The organism is Streptomyces sp. NPDC054813 (assembly GCF_053611365.1).
In genome coordinates this window covers 47,343-66,632 of the sequence record NZ_JBSHAF010000010.1, presented here as the reverse complement: position 1 = coordinate 66,632, position 19,290 = coordinate 47,343, and the positions used below count along the sequence as shown (strand labels likewise).

General features: G+C 70.8%; 16 protein-coding genes and 2 pseudogenes. 10 read left to right on the top strand and 8 right to left on the bottom strand.

The window, feature by feature from the left end:
• Positions 1-3: 3 nt before the first annotated feature.
• Positions 4-1,095 carry a sugar ABC transporter substrate-binding protein gene (locus ACWGJB_RS21415; protein ID WP_453381717.1) on the bottom strand — a complete coding sequence of 364 codons (1,092 nt, stop codon included), beginning with the start codon at positions 1,093-1,095 and terminating at the stop codon, positions 4-6.
• A 328-nt stretch (positions 1,096-1,423) separates the two neighbouring features.
• Here ACWGJB_RS21415 and ACWGJB_RS21410 point away from each other — a divergent pair.
• From ACWGJB_RS21410 to ACWGJB_RS21390, 5 genes and pseudogenes are all read left to right on the top strand, one after another.
• A pseudogene (locus ACWGJB_RS21410) lies at positions 1,424-1,717 on the top strand (FAD-binding protein); the annotation flags it as partial.
• A 53-nt stretch (positions 1,718-1,770) separates the two neighbouring features.
• Positions 1,771-2,375, top strand: a pseudogene (locus tag ACWGJB_RS21405) (FAD-binding protein); the annotation flags it as partial.
• 310 nt (positions 2,376-2,685) lie between these two features.
• Positions 2,686-3,789: a GNAT family N-acetyltransferase gene (locus ACWGJB_RS21400; protein WP_453381716.1), complete on the top strand. Its 1,104-nt coding sequence runs from the start codon at positions 2,686-2,688 to the stop codon at positions 3,787-3,789.
• Positions 3,790-3,977: 188 nt separating this feature from the next.
• Entirely contained in the window at positions 3,978-4,805 is an 828-nt protein-coding gene (locus ACWGJB_RS21395) for a PP2C family protein-serine/threonine phosphatase (protein WP_453381715.1), read from the top strand.
• Between the two features lie 176 nt (positions 4,806-4,981).
• The gene (locus ACWGJB_RS21390) at positions 4,982-5,995 is read left to right on the top strand and encodes an MASE1 domain-containing protein (RefSeq protein WP_453381714.1); all 1,014 of its coding nucleotides are present in this window, start codon (positions 4,982-4,984) and stop codon (positions 5,993-5,995) included.
• 43 nt (positions 5,996-6,038) lie between these two features.
• Here the strand turns inward: ACWGJB_RS21390 and ACWGJB_RS21385 are convergent, their stop codons facing one another.
• Together ACWGJB_RS21385 and ACWGJB_RS21380 are read right to left on the bottom strand one after the other, a co-directional pair.
• Positions 6,039-6,530: a peptidylprolyl isomerase gene (locus ACWGJB_RS21385; protein ID WP_360478482.1), complete on the bottom strand. Its 492-nt coding sequence runs from the start codon at positions 6,528-6,530 to the stop codon at positions 6,039-6,041.
• Positions 6,531-6,664: 134 nt separating this feature from the next.
• Entirely contained in the window at positions 6,665-7,585 is a 921-nt protein-coding gene (locus ACWGJB_RS21380; protein ID WP_453381713.1) for an SGNH/GDSL hydrolase family protein, read from the bottom strand.
• Between the two features lie 283 nt (positions 7,586-7,868).
• Here ACWGJB_RS21380 and ACWGJB_RS21375 point away from each other — a divergent pair, with 283 nt between their 5' ends.
• Both ACWGJB_RS21375 and ACWGJB_RS21370 read left to right on the top strand, forming a co-directional pair.
• Positions 7,869-8,573, top strand: coding sequence for an SDR family oxidoreductase (locus ACWGJB_RS21375; RefSeq protein WP_453381712.1), 705 nt, complete (start codon positions 7,869-7,871; stop codon positions 8,571-8,573).
• A 166-nt stretch (positions 8,574-8,739) separates the two neighbouring features.
• Complete coding sequence (locus tag ACWGJB_RS21370) at positions 8,740-10,872, top strand: discoidin domain-containing protein (protein ID WP_453381711.1); 2,133 nt, start codon at positions 8,740-8,742, stop codon at positions 10,870-10,872.
• Positions 10,873-10,876: 4 nt separating this feature from the next.
• Here ACWGJB_RS21370 and ACWGJB_RS21365 read toward each other — a convergent pair whose 3' ends face one another.
• From ACWGJB_RS21365 to ACWGJB_RS21345, 5 genes are all read right to left on the bottom strand, one after another.
• Positions 10,877-11,998 (bottom strand): acyltransferase family protein, encoded by a 1,122-nt coding sequence (locus tag ACWGJB_RS21365; RefSeq protein WP_453381710.1) that lies wholly within the window; start codon positions 11,996-11,998, stop codon positions 10,877-10,879.
• Positions 11,999-12,299: 301 nt separating this feature from the next.
• The gene (locus tag ACWGJB_RS21360; protein ID WP_453381709.1) at positions 12,300-12,758 is read right to left on the bottom strand and encodes a hypothetical protein; all 459 of its coding nucleotides are present in this window, start codon (positions 12,756-12,758) and stop codon (positions 12,300-12,302) included.
• On the bottom strand, positions 12,742-13,233 hold the full coding sequence (locus ACWGJB_RS21355; RefSeq protein WP_453381708.1) for an RNA polymerase sigma factor: 492 nt from the start codon (positions 13,231-13,233) through the stop codon (positions 12,742-12,744). The genes ACWGJB_RS21360 and ACWGJB_RS21355 overlap by 17 nt, the downstream gene beginning before the upstream one ends.
• Before the next feature lie 93 nt (positions 13,234-13,326).
• Positions 13,327-13,935 (bottom strand): class F sortase, encoded by a 609-nt coding sequence (locus tag ACWGJB_RS21350; protein ID WP_453381707.1) that lies wholly within the window; start codon positions 13,933-13,935, stop codon positions 13,327-13,329.
• Entirely contained in the window at positions 13,932-14,306 is a 375-nt protein-coding gene (locus ACWGJB_RS21345; protein WP_453381706.1) for a sortase-dependent protein, read from the bottom strand. Before ACWGJB_RS21345 ends, ACWGJB_RS21350 begins: the two co-directional genes overlap by 4 nt.
• Positions 14,307-14,517: 211 nt before the next feature.
• Between ACWGJB_RS21345 and ACWGJB_RS21340 the strand changes: the two genes are divergently transcribed.
• From ACWGJB_RS21340 to ACWGJB_RS21330, 3 genes are all read left to right on the top strand, one after another.
• Positions 14,518-14,955 carry a Fur family transcriptional regulator gene (locus ACWGJB_RS21340; protein ID WP_384481734.1) on the top strand — a complete coding sequence of 146 codons (438 nt, stop codon included), beginning with the start codon at positions 14,518-14,520 and terminating at the stop codon, positions 14,953-14,955.
• A gap of 36 nt (positions 14,956-14,991) precedes the next feature.
• Complete coding sequence (gene katG / locus ACWGJB_RS21335) at positions 14,992-17,184, top strand: catalase/peroxidase HPI (RefSeq protein ID WP_453381705.1); 2,193 nt, start codon at positions 14,992-14,994, stop codon at positions 17,182-17,184.
• 286 nt (positions 17,185-17,470) lie between these two features.
• Entirely contained in the window at positions 17,471-19,177 is a 1,707-nt protein-coding gene (locus ACWGJB_RS21330; protein ID WP_453381704.1) for a PHP domain-containing protein, read from the top strand.
• Positions 19,178-19,290: the final 113 nt, after the last annotated feature.

Sequence of the window (19,290 nt, the reverse complement as noted above, 5' to 3'; positions counted from 1 at the left end):
TGGTCAGCCGCACGCGAGGATCCTGTCGGCGAACTCCTGTTTCAGCTGCGCGGTCTTCGCCTGCCGGGCCTTGTCGTAGTCGGCCACGTTCGCCTTGTCGACGACGAACGAGCCGGAGTCCACCTCCACCCCGGGGTCGCGCACGGTGCACTGCTTCGTCTGGAGCAGCGCGAGCGCCCAGACGCCGATCTCGGCCTGGCCCACCGGGTTCTGGACGACCGTGGCCGTGACCGTGCCCTGCCTGATGCCGCTGAGGATCTTGGCGTCGTCGTCGATGGCGATGACCTTCGCCTTCGACCCGGACGACCGGACGGCGTCGGCGGCGGCGACGGCCGGGTTGTAGGCGGTGGCGACGATGCCCGTGATCCGGTCGCCCTTCGCCGCCATCAGGTCGGACACCGCCTTCTGCGCGGTCCCCAGGTCGGTGTCGATGTCGGTGACGGTCTGCAGGAGCCGCACCTTGCCGCCGGACTCCCTGACGGCCCGGGTGACACCCTTGATCCGCAACTGGGTGTTGGCGTCCACGTTGTTGCCGGTCAGATGGACCAGGGTGCCCTTTCCGCCCATGGCCTCGATGGCCGCCTTCGCCGCCTTGTAGGCGGCGAGTTCGACGTTCGTGGAGAGACAGAAGTCGGCCTCGTCGGTGCCGCCCGCCGGACACGAGCCGAGGGAGGCCACCGGGAAGCCCTGCGACTTGAGGTCCGCGAAGGTCGTGTTGATGTCGGTGGGGGAGACCCCGAACACCCCGAAGGCGTTGTAGCCGCGCGCCGCGAGCGTGGACAGCAGGTTGTTCTGCTTCTGCTGGTCCCACTCGGCCGTCTCGTCGAAGGTCACGGACCCGAGGCCGTACGTCTTCTTCGCGGCGGCGCCCGCCGTCTTCCAGGGCTGGAAGTAGGGATGCGCGCCACCGGGCACCAGGGCCACCTCGGTCCGGGAGCCGTCCGCCAACTCGGCACCGCTGCCCGTCCGTTGGGCAGTCGTGGCGCCACCGGCCGCGGGGCCGGTGGCGTTGCGGTAGGTGCAGGCCGCTGTCCCCGCGGCGAGCAGGGCCGCTGTGAGAAGCCCGGGCAGGACGGATCTGGTCGGGAAGTGCATCGCCCACCCCTGCGGAATCAGATAGGAAATCGTTGCGGAGATCGTGGGTCAGGGAGGCGTGTGCGTCAAGACTTTGCGCAGGAGTAGATGCCATCAGGGGGGATGCGGGAAGGCCTCGGTCCAGAATCACCCTTCGCACCCAAAATCCTATAGGAAATCGCTTGCCCGTCTGATGCCTCTTGCCGCCCTGGGATATCTGACCATCCCCGTGTGCAGAACTCTGCCGCCGCCCGCCACCTTGGGCTACCGTCGGTAACACCCTGTCGTCTCGGCAGTCTCGGACCTGTCTCCCGCACCGCCCGCATCCGTACGGAAGGCACCCCCACCCATGGTGAATCCCAGAGCAGGCGCCGGCCCGGTCGACGGCACCGACCAGCCGTCCCGGTTCACCCGCCGTCAGGTGCTGACGGTGGCCGGCGGCACGCTCGCCGGAATGACCCTCGGCCAGGCAGGGGCGTTCGCCGCCGAGTCCCAGGACGCGGACGCGATCGTCGTCGGCCACGGCCTCGCCGGCCTGGTCGCCACCGCCGAACTCGCCGCCGCCGGCCGCAAGGTGCTGCTGCTCGACCAGGAACCGGAGGCGAGCCTGGGCGGCCAGGCCTTCTGGTCCTTCGGCGGACTGTTCTTCGTCGACTCCGACGAACAGCGGCTGATGGGCGTCAAGGACTCCCACGCATCGCCAAGGAGTTCGCGCTCTCCGGCTCGGAGCAGAACCCCGACCTCACCAACAAGAACGTCTGGCAGCTGCTGTCCCGGATCTGGCAGACCCCCGAGCCCATCGAGAAGTTCAAGAACAACGGTGTCGACTTCGTGGTCGCCGACAACCTCACCGACCTCGTCACCGGCATGAACAAGCTGACCGGCGACAACCTCATCGACCTCGCCGACCTCAAACGGCAGATCGAGGCCCGCGACCGCGAGATCGGCAATCCGTACACCAAGGACGTCCAGGTCCAGGGCATCCGCAACGCCCTGAGCTACATCGGCGACTCACTGAGCCGTACGGCGCCGATCCACCGGATCCTGGACTCCAGCGCCGGCCCGCTGATCGCCGTCCGGCTCAACATCCTCACCCGCAAGACCCTGGGCGGTCTCCAGACCGACCTCTCCGGACGCGTGACGGCTCTCCGGTGCCCGGCCTGTACGCCGCCGGTGAGGTCGCCGGCTTCGGCGGCGGCGGGGTGCACGGCTACCGCTCGCTGGAGGGCACCTTCCTCGGCGGCTGCCTCTTCTCGGGCCGCCAGGCGGGCCGGGCGGCGGCCGCGGCGACGGCGACCTGACGGAAAGCACCGGGAAAGTCCGAGTCACCCCACCCCCATCCCGCCGTGAAAGTGGCACTCTTGACAGCGTGCGTACTGTTTCGCGACGTTTGAGCGACACCTCCGGACCGGCGATCCCGTCGCCGGTCGCGGACCGAAGGTGTACGGCGGGGAACAGGAGCTGTTCGTAGCAACGGCAGAACGCGGAATCCGCGTTATGGGGGGGAGTGGTCGCCCATGCGATCCAGAGGCCAGTGCAGAGGCCCGTCCGGGAGTCGGTCCCGGAGTCATGCGCCACACACCTCGTCAACCGAAGGGCGGTTGATCTGAGGTGGACATCACGATCCACAGACCCGGCGAGCTGACCCAGTCGCTCTGCCGGGCCTGGCACCACGCGATGGACGAGTCACCGGAGTACGCCAATCCCTTTCTGGCCCCGGAGTTCACGATCGGGGTCGGCAGACACCGCGGGGGCGTCCGGGTGGCGGTCCTGCGCGACGCCGGTGAACCCGTCGGTTTCTTCCCCTTCGAGCGCAACGCCCTCGGCGTGGGCCGGGCCATCGGCCTCGGCCTCTCCGACTGCCAGGCGCTGGTGCACCGGCCCGGAGTCACCTGGGACGCCCAGGAGCTGCTGAGCGCGTGCGGGATGTCCATCTTCGAGTTCGACCATCTGGTCGCCGAACAGGGACCGTTCGCCGGTCATGTCACCGGCACCTTCGCCTCGCCGGTGATCGACGTCAAACCCGCCGACGGGGGCTACCCCGAGTGGCTGCGCGCCACCTACCCCGGCCTGGCGAAGACCACGCTGAAGAAGGAACGGCGCCTCGGCCGTGACATCGGCGACCTGCGCTTCGAGTTCGACGAGCGCGACCCGGCGGCCCTGCGCACCCTGATGCGCTGGAAGTCCGCCCAGTACCGGCGGACCGGACGCATGGACCGCTTCGCCCGCCCCTGGATCGTCGACCTCGTGGACCACCTCTTCCATGTCCGCGAGGAGCACTTCACCGGTGTGCTCTCCGTGCTCTACGCGGGCGACCGCCCGGTGGCAGCGCACTTCGGGCCGCGCTCGGGCACCGTTCTGGCCGCCTGGTTCACCGCCTACGACCCCGAACTGCACTACTACTCACCCGGGTTGATGATGCATCTGCGCACCGCCGAGGGCGCGGCCCGCGGGGGTGTGACCCTCGTCGACCTCGGGCGCGGGGACAAGGAGTACAAGGACTGGCTCAAGACCCGCGAACTGCGGGTGGGCGAGGGGTTCGTCACCCGCACCCATCCGGTGGCCGCCGCACACCGGCTGTGGCGCCGCCCGGTCCGCGGGCTGCGCAACACCGTCCTCGCCCATCCCCGGCTGCGTGAGCCGGCGGACCGGCTGCTCAAGACGGTCGGCACGCTGCGCGCCTCGCGCCGCCCCGACGGGATCCGCCAGGGGTGAACCCCTCGTCCTGACCGCGGGCCCGCCCCGCCCGCCGGGCCGTCCCGTGGTCAGGACGGCGACGGCCGACCGCGCCCGGCCGTCGCCGGTGCGGCCGACCTGGTGCCCGTCATCCGCACTATGATCCTGTAAAGGTGAAAATCTAAGGGTTTGTCCTGGAAAGGCTGCCGCCCCGGCCGGAGTGATCCATGCCCCGCAAGCGCTCAATGGACGACGACGAGCTGCTGGTCAGACTCAGGTCGCTCACCGCCCAGGCACGCGAGCGGGCCGAGTACCAGCGCTCCCAGGTCGAGCTGGCGATCGCCCTGCAGCGCGGCATGCTGCCCCGGGACCTGCCCGACACCCCCCGCTTCCACCTGGCCGTCCGGTACGCGCCCGCCACCTATGGGCTCAACGTGGGCGGCGACTGGTACGACGCCTTCACCCTGCCCGACGGCCGTATCGGCCTGTCCATAGGCGACGTCCAGGGCCACAACATCGAGGCGGCCGCCTTCATGGGCCAGGTCAGGGCGGGGCTGCGGGCGCTCGCCTCGGTGACCAGCGAGCCGGGCGAACTGCTGGCCCGGACCAACGACCTGCTGGTCTCCCTGGGCAACGACCTCTTCGCCACCTGCACGTTCATGCGGCTCGACCCGGAGACCGGGGTGCTTGAGAGCGCCCGGGCCGGTCACATCCCCTTCGTCTGGGCGACCGCGGACGGAAAGTCCGGGGTCGGCGAGGACGAGGGCGGGCCGCCGCTGGGCATCGAACCCGGCTTCGAGTACCCGGTGTCCCGGTTCCGGCTCACCACCGGAGGCATGTTCGTGCTGCTCACGGACGGGGTGGTGGAAGGGCCGTCGATGAGCATCGAGGAGGGGCTCGACCAGGTGGTACGACTCGCCGGCATCGCCGCCGTCGCCGGCCTGGAGGCACACTCCCTGGCCGCCGCCGTGATCAAGGGCGCGGAACAGGTGGGCCACGAGGACGACGCCGCGGTCCTGGTCGTGGGCCACGACAGCCTCGACCGCACGCCGTGAAGACCCTCGGCCGCACGCTTCAGCGGCACGGCCGTGGGCCGGGTACGCCGGCTGCGGGGGCGTGGGCATTGGCCCGGCAGTGGTTCTTCCCGTCGGACGCGGGGGCGGCGGGCGTCGGTCCGGCACGTCGGCCGTAGGCGGCTCCCGCCTCGCCGACCCGGCCGCCTCGGTGTCTGATGGCTGCTGTGGTGGGTATCCAGGAACCGCGCCGACCGGCCGTCTTCGCCCTCCGGACGCTGGCCGTCGCCACCTGCTACTACGCGGCAGGGCGGCTGGGCCTGCTGTGCCGGCTCACCGTCGAGGGTGCCGTCTTCACCCCCGTCTATCCGTCGACCGGAGTGGCGCTGGCCTGTCTGCTGGTCTTCGGCCTGGGCTGCTGGCCGGGCGTCACGCTCGGCGCCTTCTTCCTCGTGCTGTCGCTCGGCACGCCCGGACCCGACGTCCTGGGCATCCTCCTCGGCAACACGGCCGGGCCGGTGTGCGCCTACCTGATGCTGCGCCGGGTCGGCTTCCGCACCGACCTCGGCCGACTGCGGGACGGCCTTGCCCTGGTGTTCCTCGGGGCGCTCGCCGCCATGCTGATCAGCTCCACCGTCGACGTGGTCACGCTGATCCTCGCCGGCAAGCTCGCCGCGACCCACTTCTGGCCCATCTGGCTGGCATGGTGGGTCGGCGACGCGATGGGAGTCCTGATCGTCACCCCGGTTCTGCTGGCGCTGTTCGAAGCCCGCCGGCTTCCGTCCCTGGCCCGCTGGAAGGAGACGCTGGCTCTCGCGCTCGCCGCAGCCGTCCTGGTCCCGGTGGCCACGCGCAGCTCCATGGGCGCGCTGTTCCTCGTCTACCCGCTGCTGATCTGGGCCGCGCTGCGGTTCCGGCTGGCGGGAAGCATGCTGTGCGCCCTGTTCGCATCGGTGATGGCCACGGTCGCCGCGACGGAGGGCGTCGGCGCGTTCGCCCGGCTGTCCCCCGTCGAGGTGATGCTGAAGCTCCAGCTGTTCAACGGCGCGCTGGCCCTGACCGCGCTGCTGCTGTCGGCCGTGATCACCGAGCAGCGCAACACCCGGCTCTCCGTCGAGGAGGCCTGCCAGGAACTGGCCGAGGCCCTGGAACACCTCACCGCGCACGATCACCCGGCCGGCCGCGCCCCGCCGGAGGTCGAGGAACTCCGGCGCGCACGGGACAAACGGTGACCGGGCGGTCGCCCGGTCACCGTTCACATGTGGGGGGCCGTTGTCAGACGGTGCCGCTGGCCGTGATCTCGATCTTGGCCTTCGGCGCACCGCTGGAGCTGCCGTAGCCCTCGATCTTGTCGACGATCTCCGAGCCCTCGACGACCTCGCCGAAGACCACGTGCTTGCCGTCCAGCCACGGAGTCAGAACAGTGGTGACGAAGAACTGCGAGCCGTTGGTGTGCGGGCCCGCGTTGGCCATGCTCAGCAGGTACTTGCGGTCGTGCTTGAGCTGGAAGTTCTCGTCCTGGAACTTCTCGCCGTAGATGCTCTTGCCGCCGGTGCCGTCACCGCGGGTGAAGTCACCGCCCTGGAGCATGAACTGGGGGATGACCCGGTGGAACCCCGAACCGGCGTAGCCGAAGCCGTTCTGCCCGGTGGCGAGCTCACGGAAGTTGCGGGCCGTCTTCGGGACCACGTCGTCGAACAGGTTGAACACGATCCGGCCGGCCGGCTCGTTGTTGATCGAGATGTCGAAATAAACGTTGTCGCTCATGCAGGCCAACCTATCGCGAACCGTCCCCCGGTCCCTTCCACGGGGGCGGACAGGCCGTGGTGTCGGACCGTCCGAGCCGCTCGGGCGCCGCCCCCCCCGTGGAACACGGCACCCGAGCCGCTGCCGACCAGCTCCTAGTGCCGCCTGTCCAGCCGCTCCAGCACCGCCCCGGCCATGGCCGCCTCGCCCTTGGCGTTGGGGTGGGCGGGAGCCGCCGGTGAGGTCGGCTGGAGGGGCTCGATCCAGCGGTCGGCGGGGGCCTTGCACATGTCGTGGCCGACGGTCGGGCCGTAGGTGTCCACGTACCGGGCGCCGTTCCACGCGGCGACCAGGCGCAGCATGAGGTTCAGCCGCTTCCCGACGTCCCGGAGGTAGGGGAAGTCCTTGGCGGCGAAGGGCACCGTCGGATAGCAGCCGCTGCCGTCGTCGGGCAGCAGGTCGGGGTAGCCGACGACCAGGATCCGGGCGTGCGGCGCCTGGGCCCGGACGGCCCGCAGCACCTTGTCGACCTTGGGTGCGGTCTGCGCGATCCTGACCGTCAGCTGGTCGGTGCCGGAGGCGTTGTAGTACCGCTGGCAGGGGTTGCCCGTCAGGTCCGTGGCACTGAGCGTCGCGCAGGTGCCGATGATGGAGCTGAACCCGATGTCGTTGCCGCCGATCTGGACCGTCACCAGGTCGGTGTCCCGCCGGACGGCGTCGAGCTGAGGGCCGTTGGTGCCCTGGGCCTTCCACATCTCCGCGGTCGTCGCACCGCCGCAGCTCACGTCCTTGAACGCGCTGACGTGCCGGGCCGCCGCCACCAGTGAGGGGTAGTTGTGGTCGGAGCGGGCGCAGTTGGCGTCGACCTGCGTCGGGATGACGGGGCCCGAGGTGTAGGAGTCGCCGAGCGCCGCATAGCTGGTGCCGCGGTCGTGGCCGCCGTGGTGGCCGCCGCTGTGCGCCGCGGCCGGTGTCGTGGAAGCGGCCACCAGGGCGCAGCCGCCCAGAGCCGCCGCCACGGTGGCCTTCCGCCGGTGCCGTCTCGCCGAACCGTCGGACGGGGTGCCGTACGCCATGAAGATCCCCCCTGGAACCGGGACGCGCGCGCAACCTGTCCCGACGGGCGGTCCGCACGCGTGTGTCGGGGGTCTGTATACCGCCCGGTAGGAGTCCGGAGCCAGAGGTCGGACGCAATGAACTGGATCGAGTAACTCGCCCTGCCCGTAAGGACATCCGGTGCGGCCGGCGGCCGGGCGTCACCCTCCGCGTTTGAAGTCGGAAACCGATCGGTTTACTATGGTCGCAGCCGTCGGAAACCGATCGGTTTCCGGCTCTGTCCAAGTCTGGAGTGTGAGTGTCATGACCGCGATCAAGGACTCCGTCGTCCTCGTCACCGGCGGCAGCCGGGGCGTCGGAAAGGCGCTGGTGGAGGAGTTGTACGCACGCGGCGCCGGCAAGGTCTACGCCACCGCCCGCGACCCGCGCTCGGTCACCCACCCCGACGCGGTGGCGCTGGCGCTGGAGGTCACCGACCCCGACTCCGTGGCCGCGGTCGCCGAGCAGGCCCAGGACGTCACCCTCCTGGTCAACAACGCGGGGGTCGCCACCGGCACCCGCTTCCTGACCTCCTCGCTCGACGACATCCGCCACGAGTTCGAGATCAACTTCTACGGGCCGCTGCTGCTCACCCGCGCCTTCGTGCCGCTGATCGAGCGCAACGGCGGCGGCCACATCCTGAACGTCCACTCGGTGCTGTCCTGGTTCGCCGAAGGCGGCGCCTACAGCGCCTCCAAGGCGGCGTTCTGGTCGCAGACCAACAGCCTGCGCCTGGCGCTCCAGTCGCGGGGCATCGGCGTCACCGGCCTGCACATGGGGTATGTCGACACCGACATGGCGGCCCATGTCGAGGCGCCCAAGGTGAGCCCGCAGGATGTCGCCGCGGCGGCCCTCGACGGTGTCGAGTCGGACGCCTTCGAGGTGCTCGCCGACGACCTCACCCGCTGGGTCAAGGGCGCCCTGTCCGGCGACCCCGCCGCCATGTACGAGCGACTCGCCGCCCGGTGACCTGATCCCCGCCGGCCTCCCTCCGCCCCGTCGCGGAGGAGCGGTCGTCGAAAAATCCGGTGCCGAAGGGTTGTCGCCCGGTTGCCTCATCACTTAAATCAAATCCTGAACTAAGCACGGAGGTGCGTCCGTCGGGCGCGTCCGTGCCCATCTCAGGGAGCCGCTGATGAGACTGAGATCCCTGGGCGTAGCGCTCGCCGCCATGGCGGCGCTGCTCGCCCTGCCCACCGTGCACGCCCCGGCGGCCCAGGCCGCCGACACCCCCCTGTCCCAGGGGAAGACGGCCACCGCCTCCTCCGAGGAGAACGCCGGGACCGTGGCGGCGAACGCGGTCGACGGCAACACCGGCACCCGCTGGTCGTCCGCCTTCACCGACGACCAGTGGCTCCAGGTCGACCTCGGCGCCACCGCCACGGTCACCCAGGTGGTCCTCAACTGGGAGACCGCCTACGGCAAGGACTACAAGGTCCAGATCTCCGCGAACGGCAGCAGCTGGACCGACCTCACGTCGGTCACCGGCGGGGACGGCGGCACCGACACCCTCGCCGTCTCCGGCCAGGGCCGTTACGTCCGGATGCAGGGCGTGCACCGTGCCACCCAGTACGGCTACTCGCTCTGGGAGTTCCAGGTCTTCGGCACCACCACCGGCACGCCCCCGGTCCAGGGCGGCGGCGACCTCGGCCCGAACGTGATCGTCGTGGACCCGTCCACGCCGAACCTCCAGGCGAAGTTCGACTCCGTCTTCGCCCAGCAGGAGTCGGCCCAGTTCGGCACCGGCCGCTACCAGTTCCTGCTCAAGCCGGGGACCTACAACGGCATCAACGCCCAGATCGGCTTCTACACCTCGATCTCCGGCCTCGGCCTCAACCCCGACGACACCCAGATCAACGGTGATGTCACGGTCGACGCCGGCTGGTTCAACGGCAACGCCACGCAGAACTTCTGGCGTTCGGCGGAGAACCTCGCCATCACACCGTCGAACGGGACGGACCGCTGGGCCGTGGCTCAGGCGGCCCCCTTCCGTCGTATCCACGTCAAGGGCGGCCTCAACCTGGCCCCGAACGGCTACGGCTGGGCCTCTGGCGGCTACATCGCCGACTCGAAGATCGACGGCACGGTCGGTCCGTACTCCCAGCAGCAGTGGTACACCCGGGACAGCTCGGTCGGCGGCTGGACCAACGGCGTCTGGAACATGACCTTCTCCGGAGTCCAGGGCGCACCCGCGACCAACTTCGACTCCGGCCCGTACACCACGCTGGACACCACCCCGGTCTCGCGCGAGAAGCCGTTCCTGTACCTGGACGGCAGTACCTACAAGGTCTTCGTGCCGGCGAAGCGCACCAACGCCCGGGGCGTCTCCTGGCCGGCCAACGCGGGCACCTCGCTGCCGCTGGACCAGTTCTACGTCGTCAAGCCCGGCGCCACCGCCGCCACCATCAACCAGGCCCTCGCCCAGGGCCTCAACCTCCTGTTCACGCCGGGCATCTACCACCTCGACCAGACCATCAACGTCACCCGCGCCAACACGGTGGTGCTCGGCCTGGGTCTGGCCACCCTGGTCCCGGACAACGGCGTCGACGCCATGCACGTGGCCGACGTCGACGGCGTGAAGCTCGCCGGGTTCCTCATCGACGCGGGCTCGGTCAACTCCGACACCCTGCTGCGGATCGGCGACCCCGGTTCCGCCGCCGACCACTCCGCCAACCCGACCAGCATGCAGGACGTGTTCGTCCGCATCGGCGGCGCCGGTCCCGGCCTCGCCACCAACTCCGTGGTCGTCAACAGCAACAACGTCATCATCGACCACACCTGGCTCTGGCGCGCCGACCACGGCAGCGGCGTCGGCTGGAACACCAACCGCGCCGACTACGGCCTCCGGGTCAACGGCAACGACGTCCTCGCCACCGGCCTGTTCGTCGAGCACTTCAACAAGTACGACGTCTACTGGAACGGCGAGAGGGGCCGCACGATCTTCTTCCAGAACGAGAAGGCCTACGACGCCCCGAACGCCGCCGCCATCACCCATGACGGCGTCGTCGGCTACGCGGCCTACAAGGTCGCCGACACCGTGACCAGCCACGAGGCATGGGGTCTTGGCAGCTACTGCAACTACACGGCCGACCCGTCGATCGTGCAGTCCAACGGCTTCCAGGTGCCGACCGGTTCGGGGATCAAGATGCACGACCTGCTGGTGATCTCCCTGGGTGGCATGGGCCAGTACGCCCACGTCGTCAACACCACCGGATCGCCGACCTCGGGGACCAGCACGACCCCCTCCAAGGTGACGCAGTTCCCGTAGCCGGCTAGGCCGTCGTCCGCCGGGCCGGGCGCCGCAGCAGCAGCCGTCGCGCGGGCCGCTCCACTCCCTCGTAGAGGAGCCAGGACAGGCCCAGCGACACGGCGAACGCGACGGTGGCGGCGGCCGCCCCGGTGAGCAGGCCGAAGCGCGGGCGGGTGCCGAGCAGGTGGGTGCCCGTCCGCAGCACCAGCAGATGGACCATGTAGAACGCGAACGACAACTCGCCGAGGCGCACCAGCCACCGGCGCCGCCACAGCGAGGGCAGCCCGCGCAGGTCCGCGAGGGCGGCCGCCGGGATGAGCAGCGCGAAACCCGTGATGGTGCAGGCGGTGGCCGCGTACTCGTCGGTGAACTGCGGGACCAGGAAGTAACCGATGACCGCCAGCGCGAGCGAGGCCTCCAGGCCGGGGCCGCGCCAGCGGCCGAGCAGCACCAGTCGCGCGGCGGCCGCGCCGAGCACGAACTCGGGCAGCCGGGCCGCCGGGAAGGAGCTGATCGGCTGGTCCCACCAGTGGTGGGCGTCCGTCCAGGCCAGCACCAGCACCGCGAGCACGGACACCCCGGCCAGCAGCCTGGCACCCCGCACGTCCAGCCGGCGCAGCACCAGGGCCAGCAGCGGGAAGGCGGCGTAGAAGAAGGCCTCGCAGGCCAGCGACCAGCTGACCGGGTCCAGCGTCTGCCACCAAGGCCGCCACCAGGAGTGCACCAGGAAGAGGTCGGCCAGGCCCTGCGGCAGGGTCGGCCTCGGCTGGCGGGGCAGCGTGAGGGCCATCAGCAGGGCGATGACGACGGTCACCAGGTGCACCGGATAGACCCGGGCGACGCGCCGCCACCAGAAACGCCCCGCCCGGTCACCCGGCCGCGCGGACCACATCAGCACGAACCCGGACAGCACGAAGAAGAACGACACCCCTGACGCGCCGGCCTCGAATCCCCAGGACATGAAGCGCGCGCCGGTGCCGCCGAAGTAGCGGAAGTTGTGCACGTGCAGTCCGAAGACCAGCAGCGCGGCCATCCATCTCAGCCCGGTGAGGGACGGCAGCGAGGGGGCGGGGGCGGACGGCTGGGTACGGGAGGGTGGCGCGGCGGCCGGAGCGGTCAGAGGGGCCTTGGTCGCCGTCGTCATCAGGTCACCTGCCGGAGGGTTCGCGCGTGGAGCATGGAACGGAGCGTTGCCCGTTCCACACCTTTCATTCCGGCCTCGTACGAAACATCACACCAACGCCGAGCAGCGGCCTCGGCCAAACGGGCCGTAGCGGCCGGATGGGCGGGTGCGACCCTACCCGGACGGCCGACACGGACCGTGGCCCTCGCGGGGGGCCGCACCCCCCGCTCCGACGCCCTGGCCCGCGCGTTCGCAGGACAGGCGGCGCGCCGAAACACGGGGGCACGAACGGGTGATGCGATCCTTCGTCATGTTGACACCGCTATGACTGGGGCCGCGTGGCGACGGCGCTCGGCCGGTCCTCGGAGGGCGTGACCCGCACCGCCGACGGAGCCGTCGACGGCCCACGGGTGGGCACCTGTGTGGTGCGGCTCCGTCCGGGCGTGGTGCTGGGGCTCGGTGTCGGGCTGCGGGGCACCGGAGACGCCGGGACGCGGTGCGGGGCCGTGGGGCTGACGGCCGGCGGCGCGAGGGGGACCCGCGGGGACACCGGTGCCGAGGGCGCCGTCAGACGCATCGGCAGGGCCACCAGGAGGGCGACGGCACAGGTCACCCCGGCCCCGGCCGCCGCACGCACCAGTCGGCGGCGGCCCGCGGCGCGCCGGATCTCCTCGTACCGGCCCGGCGGCGGGCCCAGATGGGCGGCCGGCGGCCGCAGCACGACGGTGAGGGGGTCGTCGGGGCCGTCGAACTCCGGCTCCTCGTCAAAGCGTGTGGTCAAGGCTTCTCCTCAGATGGCCGCGGAGCAGTTCACGGGCCGCGTGCAGATCGGCCTTGACGGTTCCCTCCTTGCGCCCGGTCAGCTCGGACACCTCCCGGATCGGCATGTCAGCGTAGTAATGCAGCAGGATCGGGACGCGCAGTCGCTCCGGCAGTGACTGCACCAGCAGCCGTACCGAGGGGTCCGCCTGCTCGGCGTGCGGGCGGCTCGCGGCCTCCGAGCCGACGCGGCGCACGGTCCGGCGCTCGCGTTCCAGCTTGCGCCAGTGGTCCCGGACGAGATTGGCCGCGGTGACATAGAGGAACCCGCGGGGCTCCTCCACCGACGTCCACCGGGCCCACAGCCGGGTGAACGCCTCCGAGGCGATCTCGTGCGCCGTCTCGTCGTCGTCGACCAGCCGGCGGCACCAGCCGGCCAGGCGCGGGTACAGGGCGGCAAAGAGCTCGGACGCCGCCTTGTCACGGGACCGTTTCAACGTTCTCCAGGGTCGAAGGGCTCGTCGGGTCGATGAGGAGGATGCGGAACCGGTTCGCCACGTTCCACCGGTCCCGCATCCGGGTCCGCCGGGTCAGGCTGTCGTGCCGGCCAGCGTGGCGAAGACGATCACGTTGTCGAGGTAGCCGTCGCCGCCCCGCGGGCCGCCGCACGTGATCAGCCGCAGCTCCGGGCGGTCCACGTCCCCGTACACGTCCTCGGTCGGGAAGTGGGCCTTGGCGACCGTGCGCACCTCGTCGACGGTGAACACCGCCGACCGGCCGTTCTCCAGACGCGCCACGGCCTGCTCGCCCCGGTGCAGCTCCGCGAGCCGGCGGAAGACGCCGTCACCGTAGGAGCCGACCGTGACATGGCCGAGGATCACCGACGGGCCGACCTGCCCCGGGGTGGGGGAGTGGCGGTACCAGCCGGCCCGGTCGTGCGCGGTGATCGGCGGCACCTGCACGGTGCCGTCGGCCGCCAGCCCCAGTCGCAGCAGCGGAGTGTCGACGCCGATCGCCGGGATGCGCAGCCGGACCGGCACGGAACGCCCGAGCGCGGTCGGCGTGGCGGACGGCGAAGGCGCCGGCGGCTCCTCGTGGCGGACGGTGGTGGCCGTCGAGTGGGCCGCCTGCCCCGCACAGCCCGCCAGCAGCGAGGCCGTCGCGGCGGTGACGAAGGCGCGCCTGGAGAGCGAGGTCATGCCCCGGTCGCCCGGCGGCGACGCACGGCGAAGACCACGGCGCCCGCGGCGAGCGCCGCCGCCGCGCCGCCGCCGATCAGCGCGCTCTCGGTCCCGGAGTCCGAGGACGGCTCCGTCACCCCGGTGTCGGGCGCGCCCTGGGGCACGGCCGCGACCTGGCCGCTGTCCCGGGTCGGTGCGGGGGTCGAGGCCCGGGTGGGCTCGGCGGACGGCGCCTGGGAGGGGACGGCGGAGGGTTCCGCGGAGGGGGCGGCGGACGGTGCCACGGTGGGGACCGGGCTCGGGCTGGTGCCGTCGGCGAACGCGGGCACGGTGCCGGCCAGGACGGCGGTGCAGGCGAGTGCCGTGGCGGTCAGGACAGTTCGGCGCATGGAGACGCTCTCTTTCGTCGGCCCGCGGTGGTCAGGGCGGGCTGAGTAACGGATCGAGCGGAGAGACGACCGGGCACCGGGACGGGTTGTAAAGAGATGGCAAAGTCCGCGGACGGATGATGACGGAGGGATGGGGGTTGTCTGCTTCGGCACCAAACTTGAACAGTTTGTTTTCTTGAATCACTCGTGTTTATGAGGATAGGTTGGCGCCATGACCGCATCCCAGCCCCCGACCACCGCCGACGAGCTGCGTGGTGCCGGCCTGCGGGTGACGGCCGCCCGCGTCGCGCTGCTGGAGACCGTTCGCAACGGCGATCATCTCGACGTCGAAGGGGTCGCCTCGGGCGTCCGCGAGCGCGTAGGCCACATATCGCTTCAAGCCGTGTACGACGCGCTGCACGCGCTCACCACGGCAGGACTCGTACGCCGTATCGAACCAGCCGGCAGCCCGGCCCGGTTCGAGGGGCGCGTCGGCGACAACCACCACCACGTCCTGTGCAGGTCGTGCGGTGCCGTCGCCGATGTCGACTGCGCGGTCGGCGACGCCCCGTGCCTGACCGCCTCGGACGACCACGGCTTCGCCATCGACGAGGCCGAGGTCATCTACTGGGGCCTGTGCCCCGCCTGCTCCACCGTCAGTAATTCCTGAGTACGTCGATCCGCCCCTTCCGGAAGGATTTCCCCCATGTCCGAGACCCAGGAGAACGCCGCGGGCAAGTGCCCGGTCGCGCACGACCGTGCCCCGCATCCCACGCAGGGCGGCGGCAACCGCCAGTGGTGGCCCGAGGGACTCAACCTGAAGATCCTTGCCAAGAACCCCGGTGTCGCGAACCCGCTGGACGAGGGTTTCGACTATGCCGAGGCGTTCCGGGGCCTTGATCTCGCGGCCGTGAAACGGGACATCGCGGAGGTGCTCACCACCTCGCAGGACTGGTGGCCGGCCGACTTCGGCAACTACGGCCCGCTGATGATCCGGATGGCCTGGCACAGCGCGGGCACCTACCGCATCTCCGACGGCCGCGGCGGCGCCGGCGCCGGCCAGCAGCGCTTCGCCCCGCTCAACAGCTGGCCGGACAACGGCAACCTCGACAAGGCCCGCCGGCTGCTGTGGCCGGTCAAGAAGAAGTACGGTCAGGCCATCTCCTGGGCCGACCTGATGATCCTCACCGGCAATGTGGCTCTGGAGTCGATGGGCTTCGAGACCTTCGGCTTCGGCGGCGGCCGCGAGGACGTCTGGGAGCCGGAGGACGACGTCTACTGGGGCCCCGAGAAGGTCTGGCTGGACGACCAGCGCTACACCGGCGACCGTGACCTGGAGAGCCCGCTCGGCGCCGTCCAGATGGGCCTCATCTACGTCAACCCGGAGGGCCCCAACGGCAACCCGGACCCGATCGCCGCGGCCCGCGACATCCGTGAGACGTTCCGCCGCATGGCGATGAACGACGAGGAGACCGTCGCCCTCATCGCCGGTGGCCACACCTTCGGCAAGACCCACGGCGCCGGCCCCGCGGAGAACGTGGGCGCCGAGCCCGAGGGTGCGCCGATCGAGCAGCAGGGCCTCGGCTGGAAGAGCACCTACGGCACCGGCAAGGGCGGCGACGCGATCACCAGCGGCCTGGAGGTCACCTGGACCACCAAGCCCACCCAGTGGAGCAACGACTTCTTCGACATCCTCTTCGGCTACGAGTGGGAGCTGAGCGAGTCCCCGGCCGGCGCCAAGCAGTGGGTCGCCAAGGACGCCGAGGCGATCATCCCCGACGCGCACGACCCGTCGAAGAAGCGTCTGCCCACGATGCTCACCACCGACCTGTCGCTGCGCTTCGACCCGATCTACGAGTCCATCTCCCGCCGGTTCCACGAGAACCCGCAGGAGTTCGCGGACGCCTTCGCCCGCGCCTGGTTCAAGCTGACCCACCGTGACATGGGCCCGAAGTCCCTGTACCTCGGCCCGGAGGTACCGGCGGAGACCCTGCTGTGGCAGGACCCGCTGCCGACGGCCGAGGGCGAGGCCATCGACGCCGCCGACGTCACGGCCCTCAAGGCCAAGCTCCTCGACTCGGGCCTGACGGTCTCGCAGCTGGTCTCCACCGCCTGGGCGTCGGCCTCGACGTTCCGCGGCAGCGACAAGCGCGGCGGCGCCAACGGCGCCCGCATCCGCCTGGAGCCGCAGCGCGGCTGGGAGGCCAACGACCCCGACGAGCTGGCCCAGGTGCTGCGCGTCCTGGAGGGCGTCCAGCAGGAGTTCAACTCCGGTGCCAAGAAGGTCTCCCTGGCCGACCTGATCGTCCTCGGCGGTGCCGCCGCCGTGGAGAAGGCGGCCAAGGACGCCGGCGTCGACATCGAGGTGCCCTTCACCGCGGGCCGGGTCGACGCGACCGACGAGCACACGGACGCCGAGTCCTTCGCGGCCCTGGAGCCGACGGCCGACGGCTTCCGGAACTACCTCGGCAAGGGCAACCGCCTGCCGGCCGAGTACCTGCTCCTGGACCGCGCCAACCTGCTCGGCCTGAGCGCCCCCGAACTGACCGTCCTGGTCGGCGGTCTGCGTGTGCTCGGTGCCAACCAGGGCGGGTCGAAGCACGGTGTCCTCACCGAGACTCCGGGCGTGCTGACCAACGACTTCTTCGCCAACCTGCTCGACTACGGCACGGAGTGGAAGTCGACGTCCGAGGACCAGACCACCTTCGAGGGCCGTGACCTCGCCACCGGCGCGGTCAAGTGGACCGGCACCCGTGCCGACCTGGTCTTCGGCTCCAACTCCGAGCTGCGCGCGGTCGCCGAGGTCTACGCGAGCGACGACGCCAAGGAGAAGTTCGTGAAGGACTTCGTCGCCGCCTGGACGAAGGTCGCCAACGCGGACCGCTTCGACCTGGTCTGATCCCGGCGGGTCTGATCCCGGCGAAGCCCGGTGTACGACGCCCGGGCCGGCCCCACCGGCCGGCCCGGGCGGCTTTGTGCGTACAGCTCCACGGGCGGCTTTACCGTCCGCCTGCAGTGCTTTACTTCCGCGTGTGCCGTCTTTACGTGCCAACTCCCCGTAGTTTGCTGCACATCAGCGGTTCTTTACCTCACCATGACCTCGACTCCCGTTATTCACGCGACCTTCGCAGACTCTGCACGTCCTGGAGTCACCCCCCGTCCCGACGGCCCGCGGGAGTTCGCGCATGAGCCACGGTCACAGCCACGACCACGGTCATCATCACCACCATCACCACCACACGGTCGGCGACGCCTCGTCGCTGCCGCCCGCCCTCGATCTGTCGGTCCCCGACGAGGAGCTGACGCCCTGTCAGCTCTCCCGCCGCTCGATGCTGCGCCGCACCGGTCTGCTGGGCGCGGGCCTCGCGGCCGGCAGTGTCCTCGCCGGCGCGGGTCAGGCCGCCGCCTCGGTCTCCTCCTCCCACTCCCAGAGCGGCCGCTCCGGCGACTTCCTGTGGCTGGCGGGCGACCACCACATCCACACCCAGTACAGCTCGGACGCCAAGTACCGGGTCGTCGACCACGTCCGCCAGGCGAACGCGCACGGCCTGGACTGGATGGTCATCACCGACCACGGCAGCGAGCAGCACGCCAAGATCGGTGTCGAGAAGGTCAACCCGGACATCGTCGCGGCCCGTGACGAGATCGACGACACGCTGGTCTTCCAGGGCCTGGAGTGGAACATCCCGGCGGCCGAGCACGGCACCGTCTTCGTCCACCCCGGCAAGAACGAGGTCGCCGTCCTCAAGGAGTTCGAGAACTCCTTCGACGGTTCGGTCAAGGGCGCCTCCGCCAACACCCCGGCCAATGAGGCGCTGGCCATCTCCGGCCTGAACTTCCTCGCCGAGCAGGTGCAGCGCCGCAAGGTCAAGGACGCCCTGTTCCTCGCCAACCACCCGGCGCGCAAGGGCATCGACTCCCCGCACGAGATCCGTGCCTGGCGCGACGCCCAGCCGTCGATCGCCGTCGGCATGGAGGGCGCCCCCGGCCACCAGGCGGGCGGCCTGCCCAAGCCGAACGGCCCCGGCTCCGCGCGAGGCATCTACGACAACAGCCCGAGCGCGGACTCCTTCGGCGGCTACCCGCTGGAGAGCTACCGCACCTGGGGCGGCTTCGACTGGATGACCGCCACCGTCGGCGGCCTCTGGGACAGTCTGCTCGCCGAGGGCAAGCCCTGGTGGATCACCGCCAACTCCGACTCCCACAACGTGTACGCCGACACCGCGGTGCGCGGCCCGAACAGCGACTTCAACGCCAACGGCCGTTACAACGACCCGGTCTACGGCGGCAGTGTCAGCCTCACCGACACCGACTTCTGGCCCGGCCAGTACTCCCGTACCCACGTCGGTGCCGCTTCCTTCTCCTACAAGTCGGTCATGGACGGCATCCGGGCCGGCCGGGTCTGGGTCGACCACGGCGGCCTGATCAGCGGCCTGAACGCCCAGCTGCGCTCCGGCTCCCGCGCGGTCACCCTCGGCGGCGTGCTCCAGGTCCGCAAGGGCAGCCAGGTCGACCTGGTCATCGAGATCAGCCTCGCCAACGGCCCCAACTGGGCGCAGTTCGTGCCGGCCCTGGCCCGCGTCGACGTCATCCAGGGCGCCGTCACCGGCAAGGCGAGCGACAAGGACACCTTCGCCGCGCCCGCCACCAAGGTCGTGAAGTCCTTCGAGGTCAACAAGGCCACCGGCGCCGTCCGGCTGACGTACTCCCTCGGCCGCCTCGACAAGCCGGTCTACGTCCGGCTGCGCGGCACCGACGGAAACCGTTCGGCGGTCGGCATCAACGGGGCCGCCGTGGACCCGGCGGGCCCGGCCATCGACGTCCTCGGTGACGCCGACCCGTGGAAGGACCTGTGGTTCTACTCCAACCCGATGTGGGTCCTGCCCGCATGACCTCACCGCACCACGCCGCCGGGGGGGGGGGCCGCGCCGGGGGCGGGGGGGGGGCGGGGGGCGCGCGCGCGCGGGCGGGGCGGTGGGGCGAGTGCGGTGGGGGGCCGAGCGGC